The following is a 21,166-nucleotide window of genomic DNA, read 5'->3' as shown; positions in this document are numbered from 1 at the left end:
AGCGCCTCGGCGGTCGACAACGTGCCGTTCGCGGTGCGCCTGACCGGCAAGCTGGACGTGGCCGCGCTGGAGCGTGCGGTGGCCGACATCTTCGCCCGGCACGAATCGCTGCGCACCGTCTACCCGACGGTGGACGGCGAGCCGGTGCAGGTCGTGCTGCCCGCCTCGCAGTCGACCCCGTCGCTGCGCCCGGTGGACATCGACGAGTCCGAGCTGATCGCCACGGTGATCGCCTTCGTGATGACCACCTTCGATGTCACCGCCGAGGTGCCGCTGAAGGTCGCGCTGTACCGGTTGGCTCCGGATCAGCACGTGATCGCCTTCGTCTCCCACCACGTCTCCGCCGACGGCGCGTCGATGGGTCCGCTCGCGCGCGACCTGATGACCGCCTACATGGCGCGCGCGGCGGGCGAGGCGCCGCAGTGGTCGCCGCTGCCGGTGCAGTACGCCGACTACGCGCTGTGGCAGCGCGAGGTGCTCGGCACCGAGGACGATCCGGAATCGGTGGCGGCTCAGCAGGTCGAGTACTGGAAGTCCGCGCTGGCGGGCCTGCCCGACCAGCTGGAGCTTCCGGCCGACCGGCCGCGTCCGCCGATGCAGTCCTTCCGCGGCAGCGCGATCCGCTTCGAGATCGACCCCGAGCGGCACGCGAAGCTGCACGAGGTGGCGCGGGCCAACAACGCCTCGCTGTTCATGGTCGTGCACGCGGCCCTGGCGGTGTTGCTGGCCAGGCTCTCGGGCACCGAGGACATCGCGGTCGGCACCCCGATCGCCGGCCGCGGTGAGCGCGAACTCGACGACATGATCGGCATGTTCGTCAACACCCTGGTGTTCCGCACCCAGGTGCGCTCCGGCGACACCTTCGCCGACCTGCTCGCCGAGGTCAGGGAACGCGACCTGCAGGCCTTCGCGCACGCCGACGTGCCGTTCGAGCGCCTGGTCGAGGTGCTCAACCCGGTGCGCTCGACCGCGCGCAACCCGCTGTTCCAGATGGGTCTGTCGTTCCAGAACCTGGCCGAGCAGGCGTTCGAGCTGCCCGGTCTGTCGGTGAGCGCGGTCGACTTCGGCGCGCAGCTGGCCAAGACCGATCTGCACGTCACCGTGTTCGACCGGTACGCCGCCGACGGCGCCCCAGCCGAGATCGTGGCCGAATTCGGTTACGCCACCGACCTGTTCGACGAGTCGACGGTGCGCGGTTTCGTGGACCGGTTCCTGCGGGTGCTCGACACCGTGATCACCGACCAGACGGTGCCGGTGGGCGATATCGACCTGCTGGCCGTCGAGGAGTCCGAGCGGATCCTGCGGGCGTGGAACGACACCGCGCACGCGACCGATCGGGACGCGACCCTGGTGTCGCTGTTCGACGCGGCCGTGGCGAACGCCGACCGGGACGCGATCGCCCTGATCGCCGATGCGGCCGGGGAACGGCTGTCGCTGACCTGGGCCGAGCTGGACGCCCGGGTGAACACCCTGGCGCGCTACCTGATCGACCAGGGCATCGGCGCCGAGGACCGGGTCGCGCTGGCCATCCGCCGCAGCGCCGACCTGGTGATCGCGATGTACGCGGTGGCCAGGGCGGGCGCGGCCTACGTGCCGATCGACCCGGATCAGCCCGCCGAGCGCGTCGCGATCATCCTCGGCACGGCCGCACCGGTCCGGGTGCTGACCACCGCGCGCGACGGCTTCGAGCACGAGGCCGCGCCGTCGGTGCGCATCGACGAGCTGGATCTGTCCGGCTACGCCGACGGCCCGATCGCCGCCGGCGAGCGGGTGCGCCCGCTGGTCCCGGCGAACACCGCCTACGTCATCTTCACCTCCGGTTCGACCGGTGTGCCGAAGGGCGTCGCGGTGCCGCACGCGGCCATCGCCAACCAGTTGCAGTGGAAGACCGCCGAATTCGGCCTCGGTGCCGACGACGCGGTGCTGCTCAAGACCGCCGCCACCTTCGACCTCTCGGTCTGGGAGTTCTGGTCGGCAGCGGTCAGCGGCGGCACACTGGTCATCGCCTCCGCCGACGGTCATCGCGACCCGTCGTACCTGAACGCGCTCATGCGCGAGACCGGCGTGACCACGCTGCACGTGGTGCCGTCCATGCTCGACGCGCTGCTCACCGAGTCCGGCGAGCAGATGGCGCCGTCCCTGCGTCGGGTTCTGGCCATCGGCGAGGCGCTGCCCGCCGCGACCGCGCAGCGCTTCCGCGCGGCGAACGCCGACGCGCTGTTCAACCTGTACGGCCCGACCGAGGCCGCGGTCTCGATCACCAGCCACCGGGTCGACGAGCACGACACCGGCTCGGTGTCCATCGGCGCGCCGGAGTGGAACAGCCGGGTCTACGTGCTCGACGCACGCCTGCGTCCGGTGCCGGTCGGCGTCGCCGGTGAGCTGTACCTGGCCGGCGAACAGTTGGCGCGCGGGTACTACGCGCGACCGGATCTGACCGCCGACCGGTTCGTCGCCGACCCGTTCGGCGCGGCCGGGGACCGCATGTACCGCACCGGCGACCTGGTGGCCTGGACCGCCAACGGCGAACTCGACTACCGGGGCCGCACCGACTTCCAGGTGAAGATCCGCGGCTTCCGCATCGAGCTCGGCGAGATCGAAGCCGCGCTGCTGCGCCAGGATTCGGTGTCGGCGGCGGCGGTGCTGGCGCACAACGACCCGAACCTGGGCGATCGCCTGGTCGCCTACGTGGTCCCCGCGCCCGGCACGCACGCGGTCACGGCCGAGCAATTCGACAGGCGGGCATTGCAGTCCGCGCTGTCGGAGGACCTGCCGTCCTACATGGTGCCCAGCGCCTTCGTGGTGCTCGACGCTCTGCCGCTCAACACCAACGGCAAGCTCGACCGCAAGGCGCTGCCCGCGCCGAGCTTCGAGCAGGCCGCCTTCCGCGCGCCGTCGACGCCGGCCGAGCGGATCGTGGCCGAGGTGTTCGCCGATGTCCTCGGCATCGAGAAGTCCGGATCCGGCCGGATCGGCGCGGACGACGACTTCTTCGCCCTGGGCGGCAACAGCATCCTGTCCATCCAGCTGGTGGCGCGCGCCAAGGCCGCCGGTGTGGCGTTCAGCGTGCGTGAGGTCTTCGACCAGCGCAGCGTCGCGGCACTGGCGGAGGTGGCGACCCTCACCGGTGCCACCGACACCGAGCTGCGGGAACTGCCCGGCGGCGGCGTCGGCGAGATCCCGATCGCCCCGGCGATGGCGGCGCTGCTGGCGCAGGGCCGTTTCGACGGCCTGGCCGAGGCCACCACGCTGGAGATGCCGCAGGCACTGGACTGGTGGACCTTGCTCGAAGCGCTCGAGGCGATCTTCGAACGCCACGACGCGCTGCGCACCCGGGTGCGTGAGAACGGCGGTGCCTGGGAGTTCGAGGCGCTGGCCGTGGTCGACGTCGAGCCGCTGGTTCGAGAGGTCAGGGTCGCCCGCGGCACCGATGGCGACTGGCTACGCGAGGACGAGCTGGCCGCGGCGGTGGATCGTCTCGATCCGGCCGAAGGCGTGATGGCGCAGTTCGTGCTCTTCACCTTCGAAGACGACCGCACCGACGAACTGCTCGTCGTGGCGCATCGCTTCGTGGTGGACGGGCCGTCCTGGCGGATCCTCGGCGCCGAGATCACCGAGGCGGTCGCCCGCCTCGGCGTGGACGCGCCGCTGGAACTGCCCGCGACCGGCACCACGCTGCGCCGCTGGGCGCACTACGCCGCCGAACTCGACCGCAGCGCGGAACTGTCGTACTGGCAGGGTCTTTCGGAGGCGGACGAGGCGCCGATCGGTGACCGTGCGTTCGACCCGGTCCGCGACAACGCGGCGACCGTGCGCCGGGTGCGGGTGCAGACCCCTGCCGAGATCGCCGCGGCGGTTCTCGGCTCCGGCGATGCCGACGGGATCGCGGGCAAGTACCGCAGCAGCGCCCACGACGTGCTGGTGGCCGCTCTCGCTCTGGCGCTGGCGCGCTGGCGCGGCACGGCCGAACTGCCGATGCTGCGCCTGGACGCGCACGGCCGTGCCGACGAATCGGTGCCGGGCGCGAACCTGGCGACCACCGTCGGCTGGTTCGACACCGCCTACCCGGCGCGTGTGGACCTGGCCGCGGCCGGACTGTCGGCGGCCGACATCGACGATGCCTTCGCCGGTGGCTCCGCCCTCGGCCGGCTCGTCAAGGCCGTCAAGGAGCAGCTGCTGGCGGTGCCCGATCACGGTGTGGGTTACGCGCAGCTCGGGCTGCCCGCCCGGGGCGGGATCGGCTTCCGCTATCGCGGCGCGCTGCCCGCCGAGATCGTGGACGCGCGCTCGGGCGATCTGCCCGCCGCGGGTGTCCTCGACATCGACGCCACCACCCTGGGCGCGGAACTGGTCACCACCTTCGCCTTCCCGGCGGGCGTGCTGACCGAGCAGCGGGCAGGCGAGCTGGCGCAGCTGTGGAGCGACGCGCTGGCCGCGTTCGCCGCGCACGCGCAGCGGCCGGACGCGGGCGGATTCACCCCGTCGGACATGCCGCTGGTGCGGGTCGGCCAGACCGACATCGAACTGTGGGAGCGGACCTACCCCGGCATGACCGAGGTGTGGCCGCTGACCCCGCTGCAGTCCGGTCTGCTCTTCCACGCGCTGATGAGCACCGCCACGGTGGACGTCTACACGATGCAGGCCGTGGTCGATCTCACCGGCGAGGTGGACACCGAACGCCTGCATGCCTCGGCGCAGGCGATTCTGGACCGCTATCCGAACCTGCGCACCGCCTTCGTCACCGACTCCGAGGGCCAGGCCGTGCAGGTGGTCCTCGACGATGTCGAGGTGCCGTGGCGGGCGGTGGATCTCACCGACCTGCCGCAGGGCGCGCGGATGGACCAGCTGCGCAAGCTGCTGGCCCAGGAACAGGCCGATCGATTCGACATGGCCACTCCGCCGTTGGTGCGTTACACCCTGTACCGCACCTCCGCGCACCAGTGGCACCTGTCCATCACCACCCACCACGTGCTGCTGGACGGCTGGTCGATGCCGCTGCTCATGCAGGACCTGCTGATGTTCTACGCGGTGCGGGGCGACCTCACCGCGCTGCCGCCGGTGGCCTCCTACCGCACCTTCCTGGAATGGCTGGCCGCCCGCGATCCGCAGGCCTCCCTGCGGATCTGGGCGCAGGCCTTCGAGGGGCTGTCCGAGCCGACCGAGTTCGCGCCGCCCGCCAAGGGCGTCGAGCAGTACGAGACCGGCAAGGTCACCGTCGAGCTCGACGAGGACCGGACCCGCAGGCTGGGCAAGCACTGCGCGGAGCTGGGCATCACCGTGAACACGTTGGTCTCCTCGGCCTGGGGCATCCTGGTCGGCAGGCTCGTCGGCCGCTCGGACGTGGTGTTCGGCACCACGGTCTCCGGCCGCCCGGCCGAGCTGCCCGGCGTCGAGACGATGGTGGGTCTGTTCATCAACACCCTGCCGGTGCGCATGCGCATCGACGAGCACGCCGCCATCGGTGACCAGCTGCGCCGCGTGCAGCGCGAACAGGCCGATCTGCTCGACCACCACTACATCGGTCTGGCCGATATCCAGCGCGCCGCCGGGGTGGCCTCGCAGTTCGACACCCTCTACGTGTTCGAGTCCTACCCGGTGGATCGCGAGGCGATCGCCGCGGCGTCCGACATCGACGGCATGTCGGTGACGGGCGTCGGCGTCAGCAACTCCACGCACTACCCGCTGACCCTGCAGGTGCTGCTGGAGAGCAAGCTCGAGATCACCTTCGAGTACCTGACCAGCCGTTACACCGAGGACGAGGTCCGCACGCTGGCCAAGCGGATGCTGCGGGTGCTCGACGCGCTGCTCGGCGATCCGGTCGGCGCGGTCGGCGACATCGACATCCTCGACGAGTCCGAACGCGCGGCGCTGCTGGGTGACTCGAGCGGGGCGCAGGCTCCCGAGGCCGGTCGCCTCGGGGCCAGGACGGTCGCGAAGGTGCTCGCCGAGGTCGTCGAAGCCGATCCGGAAGCACCCGCGCTGCTCGACGGTGACAACGAGATCGCCTACCACGTACTCGATCGGCGCTCCTCGCAGCTCGCGCGAGTGCTCATCGGGCGCGGGGTCGGCCCCGGCGACGTGGTCGCGGTGGCACTGCCCCGGTCGGTGGATTCGGTGGTCGCGGTGTGGGCGGTCCAGAAGGCCGGTGCGGCCGTGCTGTTCGCCGCCGGACTCGACGCGGCGGCGCTGGAGTCGGCGGGAGCCCGCTTCGGCGTCACCCGCGAGGCCCGCGTGGACGCCGGGATCGCCTGGGTGGCCCTCGGCGAGCAGTCGGTGCGCGATGAGATCGCCACTGCCGCAGGCCATCCGGTGTCCTACGCCGACCGGGTCCGCCCGCTCGGCGAGGAGCATCCGGCCTTCGTGGAACTGGTCGACGGCGCTGCGGCCGCGTTGAGTCAGGAGGAAGCGCTCGACCTGGGCGACAGCCTCCGGCGCAGCGAGGACATCGACTACGAGTCGACGACCTACACCACCGCCGACGCCGGCCGGGCCGCGCTGACCGAGTTCCTCGCGACCTCCATCGCGGGCGCGCTCTCGGTGCTGCCCACCGGTTCGGTCGCCGACGACCTGGCCGAAGGGGAGGTCACGCACTGGTTCCTCGCCGCCGGGGAGTCCGCGGACGCGGCCGACGACGCGGTCCGGGTGATTCCGGAGAAGTAGGGCGCGCACGACAGGCCGTGGGCCGCTGCCGATCATCGGCAACGGCCCACGGCCTCGTTTATGCGGGCAGCCCGAGATCCTCGGCGAACACCTTCCGGCACACCGGTGCGCAGAAGACGTGGCGCACGCCGTCGTGCTCGAGATCGAATCGCGCCGAGGCGATGTCGACCGCCATCCCGCACACCGGGTCGACGGCGTATCCCTCGGGCACATCGACCGCCGCGCCCGAGTCGCGGAAGTCCTGCGTCAGCATGCGCGTGACCTCTGTGCTCGACACCGGCCTGCCGAACACGCCGAGACCGTTCTCGCGGACACCGACGATCTGGACCACGCAATGCGGTTCACGCTCCAGCCGCCCGGGGTCCGGCTCGACGCCTGCGATCGCGGCGGTGACCGCGGGCACGACGTGCGAGGCGAAGCCCGGATCGTTGCTCCACGCCGCGGGCACCGTGATGCGCACCAGATAGCGCGGCTGCTCGGCCGGCCCGCCGGTCACCCATACGGCGGGGCGATGCATCACCACATGCGTCAGCTCTCGGGCTTTGGCGAGAACGTCCTGCGGCGCACCCTCCTGGGTGGTCAGCGCGGCCAGGATGCGTTCGGCCTGCGATCGTGCGTCGCTCTGCGGCGTCGCGGTGTCCACGAACAGTTCGACAGTCATCATGAGTTCTCTTCTTTCGTTGCGCGGTCGCTCCCGGTGCGCGACGTGCCCCCGGTGAGCAGGACGAATGCGGATACAGCACAGGCGGTTCCGGCGAAGTGAAACGCTTCCCAGCGGGCAAGGAGGGCGCGGTGGTTCTCCGGCGGGGTCGCGTTGACAGCGCCGTAGAAGAAGGCCCCCGCCAGCAGTCCGCTGGACAGCAGTGCGCTCGCCCGCACCGGGCCTGGTCCGATCACCGGGCCGGGTGGCCGACGGGCGCGAGCGACAGCAACTCGTCGACGGACCATTGGTCGTCGGCGTGTGCGCCGTGTTTCGCCGCGACTACCCGGCCGTCCGAGGCGATGAGGAAATCGGCCGGCAGCCCGAGTGAGCCGCCCTCGGGACGCAGCGGAGGAACGGGGCGGCGCAGACGCGCGGCGGCGACGGCGGCGTGGGTCACCGCGCGGACGACACCGGGCCAGGCGCGCGGATCGAGGACGGCGCGGGCGGCGGTCTCCACGCCGAATTCGCGGTAGAGGCGGCGGTCGGGGTCGGCGATCACCGCCACGGGCAGATCGGCCTCGTGCTTGCGCAACGCGTCGGCGGTGGAGTGGAAGACGACCACCTCGCGTATTCCGGCGGCGTCGATCTCGTCTCTGCGAGCGACGATCGAGCGCAGATGCAGATGGCAGACGGGGCAGCCGGCGAAGCGGCGGAACTGCAGGTGGACGAGCCTGCCCGGGTCCGGCACGGTCACCTCGGCTCCGGTGATGGCGGTCAGCGTCCGCGGGGGCACGGTGGAAATCAACGGCATGCCGGGCTCCTTCGTAGGTGTACGTAGTACGCCTAACAAGTATGCGCGTATCTTGTACGCTGTCAATCCGTGCCTCGTCCTCGCTCTCTGACCGGCGGCGATCTCGCCGCCGCGGCCCTCGCGGTGATCGACCGGGAAGGCTTGTCCGCTCTCACCATGCGCGCGGTCGCCAAGGAACTCGGTGTGGCGACAATGGCGCTGTACCGCTACGTACCCGATCGCGGGGCGCTCGAAGTGCTGGTGGTGGAAAGCGTTTTCGGCGCGGTCGACACCTCCGTGCCCGCCGGTCTGCCGTGGGCGGAGCGGGTCGAGATGCTGGCCGAGCGGGTGCGCGTCGCGGTCGGAGCCCATCCCCAGACGGTTCCGCTGCTCCTGGCGCACCGGCAGTCCGCGCGCAGTGGGCTGCGCTGGATGGAGGCCGTGCTGACCGTGCTCACCCATGCCGGTTTCGATGGCGTCGACAGGGTGATCGCCCAGCGGACTCTTGTCGGCTACCTGTTCGGTTTCCTGCACAACGCGCACTACGCTTCGCTGGCCGGAGACGGCACGGCCGCCCTCGCCGAGATGTCCGCGGACGAATTTCCGCACCTGGTCGCGACGGCTCGATCGGCGAGGACCGTGTCGGCAGAGGAGGAGTTCCGCGGCGGCTTGGCGATCGTGCTGCGCGGGTTGCGTCCGCACTGAAAAGGCAGGCGGCGCTGTCGTGCTCACTGCGGCCCGCGCACGCGAAACGGCCGCGCCGAGAAGCCTCGACGCGGCCGTTTCCCTGGGCGGGCGGGTCAGTCCTTGCCGCGACCGGCCTTGAACCCGAAGTCCCAGTTGTAGCGCTGGGCGATCTCGATGATGCCCGCGCCGGGGCGGCCGGCGGGCGGCCGGATGAAGGTGCCCTCACGGCGTACGACGAGCTCGCCGTTGATGTTCTCGATGTGGGCGAGCACGGCGTCGCGGGAATCGTCCATGCAGCCGTCGAGGGTCATCTCGATCGGCGGGCAGTTGCGCGGGTACAGCGTGGCGGTGGCTTGCACGCCGCGGAAATCGTTGGCGCCCTCGTAGATCGAGGTGAACACCAGGATGCGGCGCAGCTGCCCGGCGAAATCCAGGTTGATGTCGAGGTTTTCGCCGGTGGCGCTGGAGCCGGTGCGGTCGTCCTGGTCGAGGCGGATGAACGGCGGGCGGTCCAGGGCGCCGAAGGAACGGTCCAGCGCGCGCACCGAGCCGATCCGGCCGTCGGCGAGCTCGAAGAAGCAGCTCAGATCGAGGTCCAGGCCGCCCCCGCCGCGCTTGCGGCCGAACAGGCCGCCGCGCTGCGGTTGCTGCTGGGAGGTCCAGTTCAGATTGATCCGCATGGTGCCGCCGGTGGCGCCCTGCTTGGTGAGCGAGACCGAGGGCGATTCCTTGGTCAGCGAGATCTTGCTCAGGTTCACCGGCGCGCCACCGGTGGGCGGCGGTGGCGGAGCGAACTGCTGGTTCTGCTGTGGCGGCGCGTACTGCTGCTGTGGCGGGGGCGGCGCGAACTGCTGGTTCGGCGGCGCGAATTGCTGGTTCGGCGGGGGCGGCGCGAACTGGGGGTTCGGCGGGGGCGGTGCGAACTGGGGGTTCGGCGGCGGTGCGAATTGCTGGTTGGGCGGCGGCGCGTACTGCTGCTGCGGCGGCGGGGGAGCGAACTGCTGCTGGTTCGGCGGGGCGTACTGCTGCGGCGGCAGGGGCGGCGGAGGGGGCGGGGTGAACTGCTGCTGCGGCGGAGCGGCCGGTGCGGGCTCGTCGACGGAGATGCCGAAATCGGTGGCGAGCCCGGCCAATCCGGAGTCGTAGCCCTGGCCGACGGCACGGAACTTCCAGGCACCCTGGCGGCGGTAGAGCTCGCCGAGCACGAACGCGGTCTCGGTGGTCGCGCCGGTGCTGTCGAAGCGGGCCACCTCGGCGCCGCCCGCCGCGTCGAGCACACGCACGTAGAGGCCACGGAACTGCCCGAATGTGCCACCGTCGGTGGACGCCGCGATCACGATGGTCTCGACCTGCGGTTCGACGGTGGACAACTGCACCGAGAGCACGTCGAGGACCGTCGGTCCCTGCTGCTTACCCTCGTGCCGCACCGCCCCGGAGGGATGCGTGGGCTGGTTGTAGAACACGAAGTCGTTGTCGGAGCGGACTTTGCCGCCAACCAGCAACAACGCGGACGCGTCGGCATCCGGTACACCCGGACCCGATTGCCACCCCAGCTCGATGCGGACCGCGGACATCGGCACCGCTACATTGGCGCCCTTCATCATCGACACGCAACCCAACGTATACGAGCGGGCCCCGGCCCGTCACGCCGAACGCGGGGCTGCGCGCGTCATCGGCCCGCGCGTCCGCGCGCGGTCTCAGTGTGTCGGCGGCGCGATCTTCCAGTGCTCGCTCAGCGCCCCGGCGATCTCCGGCAACACGGTGACCGCGACCCGCTTGCGCCGCAAGAACTCCCGGATCTCGTTCACCTGCTCGCGCTTACGCAGGTCGTAGGCGCCCGACAGCGGCTGCCGCACCGGCGGAATCGACAGCAACACCAGCTCGCCGTGCGCCTCGTCACCGCCGGTGAGATCCAGTGCCAGCGACCACCGCGCATGCTCGTCGAGCGCGAACCGCGCCCCGACCACCCGATCCCACATCACCACCTCGTGCGTCAGCGGTGTACGCAACTCGATCGCCTCGTCGGTCAGCACCACCGCGTCGCGCTTGTACAACGCGACCAGCGCCGCGATCCCCACGACGGCCCCGCCCAGCAATCCGGTGAACACCCGGCCCCATCCGAATACGGCCACCACCGCCAGCGTCACCACGACCACCAGCGCGAACCCGATCGCGCTGTAGATCGCCGTGCGCCGCCCCGGCACCACACCGGCCCGAACCATCGCCATCCGATCAGCCTCCCGCCTCTCGCCCGCCACGCTACCGGCCACCGGCCGAGGACTGGAACCAGAGAGTTGACGTGCTCTCCGAGCTCGTGAAGGCCGGTCCCGAACAGCGGGTGATCGACTGGCTCGATTCGCACCCTGCCGCAGGTCTGGCGACGACCCCGATCACAGCGGCCGAACCCTGGTACAGCGTGCGCCGGCTTCCCGGCCGACGGCGCAAGACCGCGTCGGTCACCGGCATCGACGCCGTTCTCTACGAAGACCTCCAGGGACGCATCGAAAGGTTCGATACCGCGGCAGCGAGCCGAGGAGCGACGCCGGCCACTCGACACGTCAAGGATTTCGCCGACACAGGAGTCGAGGTCGTCGACCCCTGGGCCTGCTGACGAGCCGTGACCTCAGCGACGCAGGGCGACGGCGGCCTCGGCGGTGTGGACGCGGAACTGCAGGCTCTGCTGGAAGTAGAGGTCGACGGTGTCGGCGTCGTGGGAAAGGTAGCCGATGGATACGTCCTGGCCGAGGGTGAGCTCGAAGTCGCCGCCGCGGGTGGTGACGACGAAGGCGCCGTCGATGGCCGGGGCCCAGATGATCTTGCCGTCGGGGAACATGCGCTCGATGTGCACGCGGATGGGATAGCCGTGATCGGAGGTCTCGCTGACCTCGGTGTAGAGCTCGGCGCTGAGCAGCACCGAGTAGGGGCCGTCGACACCGGCCAGGCGTAGTTCGGTCAGCGCCTGGGCGATGGCCTCGGGCACCAGGCGCGACTCGGTGGGCAGGGTGAGGGGATCGTTGGAGGCGGCGGCGCGGATGCCGGTGATACCCGCGGCGGCGTAGCCCTCGAAGATGGCGCGGTCCTCGGCGAAGGCGATGCGGCGGGCGGCGTCCTTCACCGGGTCCAGGTCGGCGTCGTCGGCGCCGCGCTCGACATTGTCGAGTTCCTCGCGCGCGAGCGTGAACGGCACGCGCAGCTCGACCAGCGGGGCGACCAGCCGCTGACGGGCCTGCACACCCTCATCGGGCGCCTCGATCGTCGTGGTGCGGCCGAGGCCGACCGCGGAGTAGTCGACGCCGTGCGGGCCGGACAGGTCGACCACGCGCCGCCCCGCGATGTGGCGCTTGAAGGTGCGGGTCGCCTCTTCCTCGATGGCCGCCCACGCCGCGCCGGTGATCGGCGCGAGTTCGCGATGCAGGTTGTTCACGGGGTGCTCCTTTTCAGTGTGCCGATACCGAGTGAGCCGTCGGCATTCGCTCCGAGCGGCCGCGCCTGCGTATCGGCCGGCTCGGTGGCCGCGGCGGCGCCGGGTGGGTCGGGCAGGTCGTCGAAGAAGTCCAGCGGCGGGGCGAAGAACAGGGAGCCGGTGATCGCGGTGGAGAAGTCGAGGATGCGGTCGTAGGGGGCGTCCTCGGTGCCCTCGAACATGCGGGCGAGCATGGTCTCGGTGACGGTCGGGGTGGCGGCATAGGCGATGTAGTAGGTGCCGAACTCGCCCTCGCGCACACTGCCGAAGGGCATGTTGTGGCGGAAGATCTTGCGCTCGGCGCCGTTCTCGTCGACCACGGTGTTCACCGCGACGTGCGAGTCGGCGGGCTTCACGTCGTCGGGCAGTTCGAAATCGTCGAGTTTGGTGCGCCCGATGATCCGTTCCTGCTCCTCGACCGACAACGCCCGCCACGCCCGCATCGGGTGCAGGTATTTCTGCACGATCACGTAGCTGCCGCCGGCGAAATCCGGGTCGTCGGCCTCGGTGATCAGCGTGTGGCCGACGGCCTCGGCGCCTTCGGGATTCTCGGTGCCGTCGACGAAGCCGAGCAGGTCGCGCTGTTCGAAATAGCGGAAGCCGACGGTCTCGTCGACGATGGTCGCCGCGCCCGCCAGCCGGTCGGCGATGGTCATCGCCAGCTCGAAGCAGGCGTCCTGCACTTCGGCGCGGATGTGGAAGAGCAGATCGCCCGGGGTGGACGGCGCGCGATGAACCGCACCCGCGAACTCCGGCAGTACGTGCAGCTCGGCCGGGCGGGGACCGGTGAACAGCCGGTCCCAAGCCTGTGAGCCGATCGATGCGACAACGCTGAGATTCGCGCCGGGCAGCCGGAACCCGACCGAGCGGCGTAGGCCCGGCAGGTCCTCGAGCAGGTCGCGCGCGGTCGCCTCGCCACCCTCGTCGATGGTGGCGACGAGGAAGATGGCGGCAGGCGTGAGCGGTTCGAGGATCGGCTGCGGCTCACCCATGCCGACAGCTTAGAGGTCAGATCGCCACGGTCAGCAGGAACGCGACGTCGTCGTCGGCCTTCACGCTGTGCCTGGCCTTGGGCACCACGATCAGGTCGCCGGCCGATCCCTTCCACTCGTCGAGACCGCTGATCAGCGTCAATGTGCCGGACAGGACGTAGATGGTGGCGTCGCCGCCGTTGTCGTGCTCGGCCAGGCTCTGGCCCGCTGTGAGGGCGACCACAGTCTGGCGCAGAGCGTGGGTGTGCCCGCCGTAGACGGTTTGCGAACTGCGTCCGCTCGATGCGGTGGTGGCCAGTTTGAGCTGCTGGCGAGCCAGGGCGGTCAGCGACTTCTTGTCCATGGGAATGCCTTTCCCGAGATCTGTGTTCGCGTCCACATCTGCCGGAGACGGAGCCGGCGCCACCGGTGTTCTTGGAGTATGCCGGACCGCTCGCACGGGCGTGCCCGCTTTGCCCACCCACCCGCGACAGCTCGCGCGCCGGTCCCGCTCAGCTGCGGGTCCGGCGCACGTAACGATCGATGCGAAAGCGCAGCCCGGTGGACGAGACGCGCTCGGGCTCGGATTCCAGCAACCGCCATTCCGGGCCGATGGTCGGTGCGTGCGCGTCCCCCTGGACGCTGACCTGCACCTCGGTCACCAGCAGCTCGGTCGCGAAATCCATTGCGGTGGCATAGATTTCCGCTCCGCCGGCCACCCACACCGACTCCGGCTCGGTCAGCGCGAGCGCCTCGGTCAGCGAACCGGCGCGTTCGGCGCCGGGGGCGGACCAGTTCGGCTGCCGGGTGAGCACGATATTGCGGCGTCCGGCCAGCGGGCGGAACTTCGGCGGCAGCGAATCCCAGGTCTTGCGGCCCATGATCACCGGGTGTCCCCAGGTAACGGTGCGGAAATTGGCCATGTCCTCCGGCACGCGCCAGGGGATGGTGTTCTCGAACCCGACGACGCCCTCGGGGCTCTGCGCCCAGATCAGGCCGATGGTGCGGGTGGACACGATCGTGCTCACACCGCCACCGGAGCCTTGATCGCCGGGTGATGCCGGTAGCCGGTCACGGAGATGTCCTCGTAGACGTAGTCGAACAGCGAGGTCGCCGGGCGCAATTCCAGCCGCGGGAACGGGTAGGGCTCGCGGCCGAGCTGCTCGGTGACCTGCTCGACGTGGTTGTCGTAGATGTGGCAGTCGCCGCCGGTCCAGATGAACTCACCGGGCTCGAGCTCGACCTGCTGGGCGACCAGATGGGTGAGCAGCGCGTAGCTGGCGATGTTGAACGGCACGCCGAGGAACAGGTCGGCGCTGCGCTGGTAGAGCTGGCAGGACAGTTTGCCGTCGGCGACGTGGAACTGGAAGAAGGCGTGGCAGGGCGCCAGCGCCATCTTGTCCAGCTCGGCGACATTCCACGCCGAGACGAGCATCCGCCGGGAGTCGGGGTCGGTGCGCAGGGTGTGCAGCACCTGGGCGATCTGGTCGATGTGGTTGCCGTCGGGGGTGGGCCAGGACCGCCACTGCACGCCGTAGACCGGGCCGAGCTCGCCGTCGGGCGCGGCCCACTCGTCCCAGATCGTCACGCCGTGCTCGTGCAGCCAGCCGACATTGGAGTCGCCGCGTAGGAACCACAGCAGTTCGTAGACGATCGACTTCAGATGCACCTTCTTGGTGGTGACCAGCGGAAAGCCGGCCGACAGGTCGTAGCGCAGCTGATGGCCGAACACGCTGCGGGTGCCGGTGCCGGTGCGGTCGCCCTTCGGTGTGCCGGTCTCGAGTACGAGTTTCAGAAGGTCTTCGTACTGGCGATCCGGTGGAACTTCCGTGTCCGTCTCCACGCCGGGAAGCTTAGTCCGGCGCCCCGCTGCCCGAGTCGTTCGGGCCACCCGGGGAAGCGGGGCGGAACCGGCCGAGTACCACGCCCGGTCCGTCCGGCAGACACGCGCGGACGCCGCGCGGGATGCGCGATCGGGCCGCGCCGGGCGGGCGTGAGTGCGGCTGGCATGCTCGGCGGATGCGCAAGCTCTACGTGATCGGCATCGGCGCGGGTGATCCGCGCCAGGTGACGATGCAGGCCGTCGAGGCCATGCGACAGGTCGAGGTGTTCTTCGTGATCGGCAAAGGCGAGGCCAAGCGCGAGCTGGTGCAGGTGCGCACCGAGATCCTGCGCGCCCACCTGGAGGCCGCGCCCCGGATCGTGGAGATCGCCGATCCGCCGCGCGACCGCACCCCCGACGACTACCGGGGCGTGGTCGAGGACTGGCACGAGCGTCGCGCGGAACTGCTGGAACGAGCCTTCGCCGAGGTCGACGGGGTCGGCGGGATCCTGGTGTGGGGCGATCCCTCGCTCTACGACAGCACCCTGCGGATGATCGAACGGGTGTTGCGCCGCGGCACGCTCGGCTTCGACTACGAGGTGATCCCCGGCGTCACGAGCGCCCAGGCGCTGGCCGCGCGCCATCGGATCGTCCTGCACGAGATCGGCGAGCCCGTGCACATCACCACCGGGCGCAAGGTGCGCGACGAGGGGCTCGGGCCCGGTTCGACGCTGGTCATGCTCGACGGCGACTGCGCGTTCACCGAGGTGCCCGGCGATACGCACATCTGGTGGGGCGCCTATCTGGGTATGCCCGACGAGAGCCTGATCGCCGGGCGAGTGTGCGACGTGCGCGACCGCATCGTCGAAACGCGCTCCCGGTTGCGCGCCGAAAAAGGCTGGATCATGGACATCTACCTGCTGCGTCGCACACCGGGAAGTGTCGGGGCCGCCCGGTAGCCTCGGGCTGAACCCGAACCAGGGAGGTACTCCGTGCCGGAACTGCCGGAAGTGGAGGCGCTGGCGCAGTTCCTGCGGGAACATGCGGTCGGCGCGGTGGTCGGCCGGGTCGATGTCGCCGCGTTGAGCGCGGTCAAGACCTTCGACCCGCCGGTGACGTCGTTGTCCGGTCGCGACGTGACCGGCGCCGCGCGCTGGGGGAAGTTCCTCGGCCTGGACTGTTCGGGGCTCTGGCTGATCACCCACCTCTCCCGCGCGGGGTGGCTGCGCTGGGTCGACGAGCCCAGCCCGAATCCGCCGAAGCCGGGTGGTAAGAGCCCGCTGGCGCTGCGAGTCCACTTCTTCACCCCCGAGGGCGCCACTCCGGCGATCGACCTCACCGAAGCCGGGACCAAGAAACGGCTCGCCGTGTACGTCGTCGCCGATCCGGCGCAGGTGCCCGGCATCGCGCGACTCGGGCCGGACGCGCTGGAGGTGAGCGAACCGCAGTTCGAAGAGATCCTGCGCGGCGCCTCGGGACGGGTGAAGACCGTGCTGGTCGACCAGGCCCTGCTCGCGGGCATCGGCAACGGCTACTCCGACGAGATCCTGCACACCGCCATGCTCTCGCCGTTCGCCAACACCAAGACGCTGCCCGCCGCGAAGGTGGCCGAACTGTACACGGCGATGCGCACGGTGCTCACCGACGCGGTCGCGCGGTCGGTCGGTCAGGACGCCGCCCGGCTCAAGGGCGAGAAGCGCTCCGGGCTGCGGGTGCACGCCAGGACCGGGCAACCGTGCCCCGTGTGCGGGGACACCGTGCGCGAGGTCTCCTACGCCGAACGGTCCTTCCAGTACTGCGCGACCTGCCAGACCGGCGGCAAGGTGCTCGCCGACCGGCGGATGTCGCGCCTGCTCAAGTGAGGCGGGGCCTCACGTGAGGGAGGGCGCCCGCACGCCTTCCCAGGCCAGCCGCCGCTGCTTGTCCGGATCGGGCAGCACGCGGACCGGGTCGTCGATGACGAGGGTGAGGCGGTCGGTCTCGGTGTAGGCGGGCCAGGAGGGCAGCGGTTCGCCGGTGCGGGCGAAAGACAGCCAGTTGTCCTGGAATTGACGGGTCACCACGGCCATGCCGCGCGCACCGCCCGCGGCGGTGAGCGCCCGCCCGATCGGGCCGTCGCCCGCGCCGAAGACCGGGATGAGGTCGGTGGCGTGGGTGGCGCCGATGCCCGCCAGTTTCAGGGCGCGCGGGGCGTAGTCGTAGCGGTAGGCGTAGGTGGGGGCGTGCTTGCTGTGGCCTTCCATCACCGCCACCGACGGACGCCAGAAGACGTAGTCGCCGCCCACCCGCACCGCGGCCCGCGACTCCGGATACCTCGGGTAGGCGGCGCGCACCCGCTTCTCGACGTCTTCGCCCGCCGTGGACAGCAGCCGTTGCAGCCGGTCGGGGTTGGTGGGCAGGTAGTCGGCGAACCGGGCGAACAGCTGGCCCTCGTCCCGGCACGTGCCGATGATCAACGGCACCGGGGCCGCATTGCCGTCGCGGATCGCGTCCACGGGGGCCTGCGGCAGGTACTCGCCGTCGGCGACCGGGCAGATGGGGAAGAAGCCGGGGCGCGGACGCCCGGCGGAGGCGATCGTGCGGTCGGCCGCCTTGCGGATGTCGTTGGCGGGAAGTTCCTGCAGCGCCTTCGCGGCATCGGCCGGGTCGATGCCGAGCCTGCCGATCAGCAGGCGGGCGAACTCCGCGGCATCGTCGGCCGACAGACCCCAGTCGGCAGGCGGGCTCTGGGCGATCGCGCGATGGAACAGGCCCCGTGCCGCCGGGGCCGCCATCAGCGACAGCACGGCGTGCGCGCCGGCGGATTCGCCGAAGACGGTGACATTGCCGGGGTCGCCGCCGAACGCGGCGATATTGCGCTGCACCCACTCCAGCGCCGCGACCTGGTCGCGCAGTCCCAGGTTGTTGTCGAAGGGCCGGGACGGGGTGGCGAACTGGCCGAAATCGACATAGCCGAACGCGCCGAGACGGTAGTTCAGCGTCACCACGACCGCGCCGCGCTGCGCCAGCCGCGCACCCGAGTACAGGCTCAGCGCCGAGGTGCCCATCACATAGCCGCCGCCGTGGATGAACACCAGCACCGGTCGCGGCGTGATCGACGGCGCCGCGGGGACGGTGACATTCAGTGTCAGCGAATCCTCACTGGTCGGCTGAACCACCCGCGCGCCGATCCTGGCCCCGCCGCGATGCTGGAAGGAGGCCGAGGCGAATTCGGTCGCATCACGTACGCCGGTCCACGGCTGGACCGGCTGCGGGGCGCGGAATCGCAGCTCGCCGATCGGCGGCGCGGCATAGGGCAGGCCACGCCAGCGCAGGACACGCTTGCCCTGTCGACCGCGGACTACGCCGTCTTCGGTCGTGATGTCGATCGTTGCCACCATCCGACGATGGTAACCAGCCGCGGCGGTCCCGCGCGAGGGTCACGGCGGGCGCCTCGGCACCCTCCGCGCGCGGCACGGGGTGCCATCGGCTACTGCAGGTAGCCCTCGACCTGGCGCGGGGGGTTGAGCTGGGCCTCGTCCGGCGACCCGCCCGAATCCAGCCGGGCGCGGCGCTGACGCAGCAGATCCCAGCACTGGTCGAGCATCACCTCGATCTCGGCCAGACGTTTGCGCTCGTCGACCGGATCCACCTTTCCCGCAACCGCTTTCGCGCGCAGCTGGTGTTCGTCGTCGACGAGTTGCCTGATGCGTGCCAGGAGATCCTGATCGCTCATGCACCCATGCTACGGGCCCAGTCCTCCGGCTGTGCGGTGGCGACGGGACGTCGATCCGAGGCGTGCTCGCTCGCCCCCGTCATCGGCTCGATCGGATCAGGGCTGCTGGTCGTCGCGTGCGCGTGCCAGGCAATCCGCTGCCAGCCTCGCCGCGATGCGCAGTTGAGGCAGGCCGGTTGCCGTGTAGCCGAGCGGGATGCCGTAGCTGCGCGGCGCGCGCTCGGCTACGGGTACCGATCGCACGGCCCGAGCGGGTCTGCCCGCCTGCTCGGGCACGCGATGGGGCGCGCGTGCGGGGTGCGGGGCGGGCTCACCGGGTTCGGCGGCGTCGATGTGGTGGCGGGCCAGCGCGTCGAGGTCGAGGCCGGCGGCGCGACCGAGGTGCACCGCGGCCCGCTCGGCCGCCAGGGTGGGCAGCGGGACCACCACGTGCGAACCCGCGTCGTCGCCGAGCACGTCGAGGCCGCGCTCGCGCAGCGCGGTGACCACGATTTCGCGCCGGGGCGCCACGAGACGACGCAGGCGCCGCAGGTGCCGCGCCAGATCGCCGTGCCGGGCGAGGTCGGCGAGCACCATCTGCCCGGCGGGCGCGGGCGCGGTGCCGGTGTGCTCGCGATGGGCGAGGATCGCGCCGGTGATCTCCGGCGTCGCGACCAGCCAGCCGACGCCCAGCGTGGGGGACAGGATCTTGCTGGTCGTGCCCAGATGCACCACCACGTCCGGGGCGAGCGCGGCGAGCAGCGGCAGGGGTGCGGTGTCGTAGCGCAGTTCGCCGTCGTAGTCGTCCTCGATCACGAGCAGACCGGATCGCCTGGCGTGCTCGACCAGCTCGACCCGGCGTGCGGCGGGCATGCGCGCGCCCATCGGAAATTGGTGCGCCGGAGTGCAATACACCGCGCGCACGTCCGGCGGGATCAGATCCACACGCAGTCCGGCGCCGTCCACCGGCACCGGCCGCACCGCAATGCCCGCCGCCCGGAAGGCGCCGACCGCCCGCTGGTAGCCGGGGTTCTCGACGGCCACCGCGTCGCCGGGGCGCAGTAGCGCGGCCGCGAGCTCGCCGACCGCGGCGCCGGTCCCCGCGGTGGCCAGCACGACCGTGTCGCCGCCCGCGCGCAGGCCGCGATGACGCAGCAGATGCTCGGCCACCGCCGCCACATACGCGGGATCGCCGCCGCGATCTTTGCGAACGATCGGCGGCCGGTCCGCCGCCGCGCGCCATGCCCGCCGCCAGGCCGCGGGATCGATGGCGTCCACACAAGGTGCGCCGGGGCTCAGGTCGTGCAGTGCCGAGCGCGCGCCGTCGCCGGTGCCTGCGGGGTGGTGTTCCGGTGCGGTGGCGGGCGCGGCGGTCAGATAGGTGCCGGAGCCGTGCCTGCCCGCGATCCACCCCTCGGCGTGCAGTTGGTCGTAGGCGGCCGCCACCACGCTGCGGCTCACTCCCAGCCGCTCGGCCAGCGCTCGGGTGGCGGGCAACCGGTCGCCGCCGCGCAGCACACCTCCGGTAGCGGCGGCCCGCAGCGCGTCGGCCACCTGCACGGCGAGCGGTTCGGCGGCGGTGCGGTCGAGAACGACCGGCAATTCGTCGAGCACGGTCTCTCCCGAGTGGACTGCTGAATGAGTGCGGAATTGGCTCTTCGATCATGCCACTGCGCCTTGCATGCTGAGTTCCATGCCAGCAGATGCCGTGCCTTCCACCCGCCCGTCCCTGTCACCGACTCCGCGCAGCACGCCCACCCGCTCGAAGCATCGGGCCCGCACGGAGCGCGCCGACCTCGACGCGGTGCTCGACGCCGGGCTCGTCTGCCACCTCGGCGTCGTGCTCGACGGCAGCCCCGTCGTGCTGCCGACCGTCTACGGCCACGACGGCCGGTTCCTCTACCTGCACGGCTCCACCGGCGCGGGCAATCTGCGCGCCGCGCTCGGCTCGGAGGTGTCGGTGGCGGTCACCCACGTCGACGGCGTCGTCTATGCCCGGTCGGCCATGCACTTCTCGATGAACTACCGCTCGGCGGTGGTGCGCGGGCGCGCGGTGGAACTCACCGACCTCGACCGGCGGATGGATGCCCTGCGCCTCATCGTCGAGCACGCCGCTCCCGGCGCGTGGGAGCGGGTGCGCCCGCCCAACCGCAAGGAGATGGCGGCGACCCTGGTGCTGGCGGTCGACCTCACCGAGGCCTCGGTGAAGGTGCGAACGGGCGGCCCCGGCGACGACCCCGAGGACATCGCCGCGGGCGGGGTGTGGGCCGGCGTACTGCCCATGCGTCAGGTCTTCGATCCGCCGATCGGCTCGCCCGATCTGGAACATGCTGTGGTGGTGCCGGATTCGGTGTCGGCGCGGGTCACCGGCCAGGTCGAACTCGCCTGATTCGGAGTGCGGGCCCGCGGGGTTCCTGGCGATCGGACCAGTGGTGT

The 21,166-nt window shown here is 71.1% G+C and carries 18 protein-coding genes; 6 read left to right on the top strand and 12 right to left on the bottom strand.

Annotated features, from left to right (window positions below; translation table 11 throughout):
- On the top strand, window positions 1-6,660 hold a 6,660-nt coding region (locus ON26_RS23310), incomplete at its 5' end, for a non-ribosomal peptide synthetase (RefSeq protein ID WP_040798522.1).
- Between the two features lie 58 nt (window positions 6,661-6,718).
- On the opposite strand, the gene ON26_RS23305 is transcribed toward ON26_RS23310, so the two are convergent.
- Both ON26_RS23305 and ON26_RS23300 read right to left on the bottom strand, forming a co-directional pair.
- On the bottom strand, window positions 6,719-7,324 hold the full coding sequence (locus ON26_RS23305; RefSeq protein WP_040798520.1) for a YHS domain-containing protein: 606 nt from the start codon (window positions 7,322-7,324) through the stop codon (window positions 6,719-6,721).
- 229 nt (window positions 7,325-7,553) lie between these two features.
- Window positions 7,554-8,114, bottom strand: coding sequence for a peroxiredoxin-like family protein (locus ON26_RS23300; protein ID WP_040798519.1), 561 nt, complete (start codon window positions 8,112-8,114; stop codon window positions 7,554-7,556).
- A gap of 69 nt (window positions 8,115-8,183) precedes the next feature.
- On the opposite strand from ON26_RS23300, the gene ON26_RS23295 reads away from it, so the two are divergent.
- A complete protein-coding gene (locus ON26_RS23295; RefSeq protein ID WP_040798518.1) occupies window positions 8,184-8,798 on the top strand; it encodes a TetR/AcrR family transcriptional regulator in 615 nt (204 codons plus the stop codon).
- A 95-nt stretch (window positions 8,799-8,893) separates the two neighbouring features.
- On the opposite strand, the gene ON26_RS23290 is transcribed toward ON26_RS23295, so the two are convergent.
- Both ON26_RS23290 and ON26_RS23285 read right to left on the bottom strand, forming a co-directional pair.
- Window positions 8,894-10,384, bottom strand: a complete 1,491-nt coding sequence (locus ON26_RS23290) for a TerD family protein (RefSeq protein WP_169333762.1) — start codon at window positions 10,382-10,384, stop codon at window positions 8,894-8,896.
- Between the two features lie 93 nt (window positions 10,385-10,477).
- Complete coding sequence (locus ON26_RS23285) at window positions 10,478-11,008, bottom strand: hypothetical protein (protein ID WP_040798515.1); 531 nt, start codon at window positions 11,006-11,008, stop codon at window positions 10,478-10,480.
- A 71-nt stretch (window positions 11,009-11,079) separates the two neighbouring features.
- Here ON26_RS23285 and ON26_RS23280 point away from each other — a divergent pair, with 71 nt between their 5' ends.
- Window positions 11,080-11,391 (top strand): PIN domain-containing protein, encoded by a 312-nt coding sequence (locus ON26_RS23280; protein ID WP_040798514.1) that lies wholly within the window; start codon window positions 11,080-11,082, stop codon window positions 11,389-11,391.
- Window positions 11,392-11,403: 12 nt separating this feature from the next.
- On the opposite strand, the gene ON26_RS23275 is transcribed toward ON26_RS23280, so the two are convergent.
- From ON26_RS23275 to ON26_RS23255, 5 genes are all read right to left on the bottom strand, one after another.
- Window positions 11,404-12,204, bottom strand: coding sequence for a family 1 encapsulin nanocompartment shell protein (locus tag ON26_RS23275; RefSeq protein ID WP_040798513.1), 801 nt, complete (start codon window positions 12,202-12,204; stop codon window positions 11,404-11,406).
- A complete protein-coding gene (locus tag ON26_RS23270; protein WP_040798511.1) occupies window positions 12,201-13,235 on the bottom strand; it encodes a Dyp-type peroxidase in 1,035 nt (344 codons plus the stop codon). The genes ON26_RS23275 and ON26_RS23270 overlap by 4 nt, the downstream gene beginning before the upstream one ends.
- Window positions 13,236-13,251: 16 nt before the next feature.
- Window positions 13,252-13,578 (bottom strand): cupin domain-containing protein, encoded by a 327-nt coding sequence (locus ON26_RS23265; protein ID WP_040798562.1) that lies wholly within the window; start codon window positions 13,576-13,578, stop codon window positions 13,252-13,254.
- A 148-nt stretch (window positions 13,579-13,726) separates the two neighbouring features.
- A complete protein-coding gene (locus tag ON26_RS23260) occupies window positions 13,727-14,230 on the bottom strand; it encodes a dihydrofolate reductase (protein ID WP_040798560.1) in 504 nt (167 codons plus the stop codon).
- Between the two features lie 8 nt (window positions 14,231-14,238).
- On the bottom strand, window positions 14,239-15,057 hold the full coding sequence (locus ON26_RS23255; protein ID WP_051027409.1) for a thymidylate synthase: 819 nt from the start codon (window positions 15,055-15,057) through the stop codon (window positions 14,239-14,241).
- Window positions 15,058-15,233: 176 nt separating this feature from the next.
- Between ON26_RS23255 and cobF the strand changes: the two genes are divergently transcribed.
- The gene (cobF, locus tag ON26_RS23250; protein WP_040798508.1) at window positions 15,234-15,995 is read left to right on the top strand and encodes a precorrin-6A synthase (deacetylating); all 762 of its coding nucleotides are present in this window, start codon (window positions 15,234-15,236) and stop codon (window positions 15,993-15,995) included.
- 33 nt (window positions 15,996-16,028) lie between these two features.
- Entirely contained in the window at window positions 16,029-16,898 is an 870-nt protein-coding gene (locus ON26_RS23245; RefSeq protein WP_040798506.1) for an Fpg/Nei family DNA glycosylase, read from the top strand.
- Between the two features lie 9 nt (window positions 16,899-16,907).
- On the opposite strand, the gene ON26_RS23240 is transcribed toward ON26_RS23245, so the two are convergent.
- The 3 genes from ON26_RS23240 to ON26_RS23230 all read right to left on the bottom strand — a co-directional run bounded on the left by ON26_RS23240 (window position 16,908) and on the right by ON26_RS23230 (window position 20,344).
- Window positions 16,908-18,416: a carboxylesterase/lipase family protein gene (locus ON26_RS23240; RefSeq protein ID WP_040798504.1), complete on the bottom strand. Its 1,509-nt coding sequence runs from the start codon at window positions 18,414-18,416 to the stop codon at window positions 16,908-16,910.
- Between the two features lie 89 nt (window positions 18,417-18,505).
- Window positions 18,506-18,751 (bottom strand): DUF2630 family protein, encoded by a 246-nt coding sequence (locus ON26_RS23235; protein WP_040798502.1) that lies wholly within the window; start codon window positions 18,749-18,751, stop codon window positions 18,506-18,508.
- A gap of 96 nt (window positions 18,752-18,847) precedes the next feature.
- Window positions 18,848-20,344 carry an aminotransferase-like domain-containing protein gene (locus tag ON26_RS23230; protein WP_040798500.1) on the bottom strand — a complete coding sequence of 499 codons (1,497 nt, stop codon included), beginning with the start codon at window positions 20,342-20,344 and terminating at the stop codon, window positions 18,848-18,850.
- A gap of 79 nt (window positions 20,345-20,423) precedes the next feature.
- Here ON26_RS23230 and ON26_RS23225 point away from each other — a divergent pair, with 79 nt between their 5' ends.
- On the top strand, window positions 20,424-21,119 hold the full coding sequence (locus tag ON26_RS23225) for a pyridoxamine 5'-phosphate oxidase family protein (protein ID WP_040798556.1): 696 nt from the start codon (window positions 20,424-20,426) through the stop codon (window positions 21,117-21,119).
- The last annotated feature ends 47 nt before the right edge of the window (window positions 21,120-21,166 follow it).

This window comes from Nocardia higoensis NBRC 100133, assembly GCF_000308595.1.
In the GTDB taxonomy this organism is placed as follows: domain Bacteria; phylum Actinomycetota; class Actinomycetes; order Mycobacteriales; family Mycobacteriaceae; genus Nocardia; species Nocardia higoensis.
This window is presented reverse-complemented; position numbering and strand designations above follow the sequence as displayed.